The 2,814-nt window shown below is 73.4% G+C and carries 4 protein-coding genes and 3 pseudogenes; 6 read left to right on the forward strand and 1 reads right to left on the reverse strand.

Annotated elements, in window-relative coordinates; translation table 11 throughout:
• The 6 genes and pseudogenes from VG276_07285 to VG276_07310 form a co-directional block, all read left to right on the forward strand.
• Positions 1-257 (forward strand): DUF2397 family protein (locus VG276_07285; GenBank protein HEV8649200.1); only part of this gene is annotated, 257 nt, incomplete at its 5' end.
• Positions 258-355: 98 nt separating this feature from the next.
• Positions 356-423, forward strand: a pseudogene (locus VG276_07290) (hypothetical protein).
• Between the two features lie 66 nt (positions 424-489).
• Positions 490-735, forward strand: a complete 246-nt coding sequence (locus tag VG276_07295; GenBank protein HEV8649201.1) for a DUF2398 family protein — start codon at positions 490-492, stop codon at positions 733-735.
• Between the two features lie 71 nt (positions 736-806).
• Positions 807-1,174: pseudogene (locus VG276_07300) on the forward strand (hypothetical protein).
• A gap of 224 nt (positions 1,175-1,398) precedes the next feature.
• A pseudogene (locus VG276_07305) lies at positions 1,399-1,509 on the forward strand (hypothetical protein).
• 43 nt (positions 1,510-1,552) lie between these two features.
• Positions 1,553-2,569 (forward strand): IS110 family transposase, encoded by a 1,017-nt coding sequence (locus tag VG276_07310; GenBank protein HEV8649202.1) that lies wholly within the window; start codon positions 1,553-1,555, stop codon positions 2,567-2,569.
• An 86-nt stretch (positions 2,570-2,655) separates the two neighbouring features.
• On the opposite strand, the gene VG276_07315 is transcribed toward VG276_07310, so the two are convergent.
• Positions 2,656-2,814: glycosyl hydrolase family 57 (locus tag VG276_07315; GenBank protein HEV8649203.1), on the reverse strand; the 159-nt coding region annotated here is incomplete at its 5' end.

Raw genomic sequence — 2,814 nt, forward strand, 5'->3', positions numbered from 1 at the left:
ACTTCTACCGGACCCGTTACCTGTACCAGCTCTCCGCCGAGGGCGAGGCGGCCGAGCTGGCGCTGGCCGCCTACGACGAGGCGCTCGGTAACCGCGGCGAGCTGCAGTCGGTCGCGCTCGAGGACATCCGCGTGCGCCTGCCCAGCCTGCGTCAGCAGGCCGAGCTCCCAGACCCCGGACCCAGCCGTAGTCCACAGCCTGCTGCGCGCTGTCCACCCTGCTCGACGGGCTCGCCGCCAACGCGGCCGCGTTCATGAGCAGCCTGCAGCGCACCATCGACCTCCAGGAAGTCGACGAGGACGCCTTCATCACCAACGCCGGCTGATCGCTTCAGGTCGACACCGGCCTCGCCCGGCTGCGGAAGCTCCCCGGCCGCCTCGACGACCGCACCCGCCCGGCCCTCGCGGAGCCCGCCCGGACGCCGTTCAGCCGCCGCCGCTACGTGCTCGCCTGCCTCGCGCTGGCCGCGCTGGCGGGGGAGCACCGGGCGTGCCGGTCCCGGTCGCGGCGCTGGAGGCGCGGATGGCGGCACTGGCCGCCGAGCACGAGGCGCATTGGCGCAAGGGGAGCGCCGACCCGGGCGCCGCAGCGGCCCTGTGCCGGCTCGCGATCGCCCGGCTGGAGGCCCTCGGCCTGCTGCGCCGCGGCGGCGACGGGGTGACCGCCCTGCCCGCCCTTGCCCGCTTCGCCTACGCCGAGCCCGTCCTCCAACCCTGCCTGGGAGCGGCGCGATGACCGCCGCTGGCAACGGGCAGCGCCCGCACCTGGACGGCGAGGACCGGCGTCCCGGCGACCGCTCCGGCGGGCTGCCGCTGCCCGGACATGAACGATGGCAGCCGCTGCGGGCCGGCCTTGTCGACCTGTTCCTCACGACGACGAGGAGTTCCGCTTCCGCGACGGCCACCTGCTGCTGCGCGGCAACAACGGCACCGGCAAGTCCAAGGTGCTCGCGCTCATGCTGCCGTTCCTGCTGGACGGCGAGCTGGCCCCCCACCGGGTCGAGCCCGGCGCCGACCCGGGCAAGCGGATGGAGTGGAACCTCCTGCTCGGCGGTCGCTACCAGGAGCGGCTCGGCTACACCTGGCTGGAGCGCGGCCGCCTCGCCGAGGATGGCAGCCCCGCGTACCTCACCCTCGGCTGCGGCCTCAAGGCCGTCGCCGGCTGCGGGATCGCCACCCGCTGGTCCTTGGTGCGAGAGAGCCCGTGATTCAGACTGCTGCGGGGACCTTCCCGGCACCGCGAACTGTCTGCTGTGAGCACGCGTTGCAGCATCGTTGACTCGGTTGGTCCCGCCGGGCACCGCACCGACACGACGAGGAGGTGTCCACGGTGGCGGTGATCTACCAGCGCTGCGCCGGGCTGGACGTCGGCAAGGACGAGGTCGTTGCCTGCACGCGGGTGCCCGCTGGCAGCGGCGGCGGGCGTCGCCAGGAGGTCCGCACCGACAAGACGTTCAGCCCCAGCCTTGCGGCCCTGGCGGACTGGCTCGCCGACCAGGGCATCACCCAGGTGGTGATGGAGGCGACCGGCCAGTACTGGAAGCCGATCTGGTATGTGCTGCGAGGAGCGCGGGGTCGAGCTGCTGCCGGGCAACGCCCGCCACGTCAAGATCCTGCCCGGCCGCAAGACCGACGCCTGCGACGCGGCGTGGCTGTGTGCGCTGGTGGAGCACGGGCTGCTGCGGGGCAGCTTCGTGCCGCCACCGGCCATCCGGGAGCTCCGCAACCTGACCCGCTCCCGCAAGCGGCTGATCCAGGCCCACACCGCCGAGGCCCAGCGCATCCACAAGACCTTGGAGGACGCCTCGATCCGGCTCGGCTGGGTCGCCTCCGACGTGCTCGGGGCGTCGGGGCGGGCGATGCTGCGGGCGCTGCTGGCCGGTGAGCGCGACCCAGGGGTCCTCGCCGAGCTCGCGCGGGGCCGGCTGCGCAACAAGCCGCCCGAGCTGCGCGCGGCGCTTGCTGGCCGCGTTGGCGCCCATCACGCGCTGCTGGTGCGGCTGGCGCTGGAGGACGTCGAGCAGCTGGAGCGGTCCAGCACCACGCTGGATCAAGCAGTCGACCGGGTCATCGCCCCGTTCGCCAAGGCCCGTGACCGCCTGGACACCAGCACCGGGGTCGGCAAGCGGGCGGCCGAGTGCAGCATCGCCGAGATCGGGATCGAGATGGGGGTGTTCCCCACCGCCGCCCACCTCGCCTGGTGGGCAGCCCGTTGCCCTGGCAACAACGTGACCGGTGGCAAACGCCGCTCGGGCAAGACCCGCAAGGGCACCGTCTGGCTGGGAGCGGTCCTGGTCGAGTGCGCCTGGGCCGCGGCCCGCAGCCGCGACACCTGCCTTGCCGCCCAGTCCTGGCGGCTGGCCCGGCGCATCGGCAAGCAGCAGGCGGCGGTCGCCGTCGGCCACTCGATCCTGGTGATTGCCTGGCACCTGCTGGACGGCGACTGCGACGATGCCGAGCTTGGCGGCGGCTTCTTTGTCCGCCGCGACGCCGACCGTGCCCGCCAGCGGGCCGTCGCCCAGCTCCAGGCCCTCGGCGATCACGTCACCCTCCAACCCGCCGCCGCCTAACCACCGGGGATTCTCGTTTCGGTGAAGGTTCAGGACCAGGGCGAAGGCGACGTCGTCGGGCATGGCGGCCTCCCGGGGCTTCGGTGTCACAGATCGTGGGCGAGGATCTCGGCGGTGCGGCGGGCCAGCTCGGTGCCGTAGTCGGTCCAGATCCCCTGCCCCCAGTAGCGGAAGCAGCTGGTCTCGGCGGTGAGCAGGTGGAACAGCGCGTTGCGGTAGGCGGGATGGTCGCGGGCGACGCCGCG

Source organism: Actinomycetes bacterium (assembly GCA_036000965.1).
Classification (GTDB): domain Bacteria; phylum Actinomycetota; class CALGFH01; order CALGFH01; family CALGFH01; genus DASYUT01.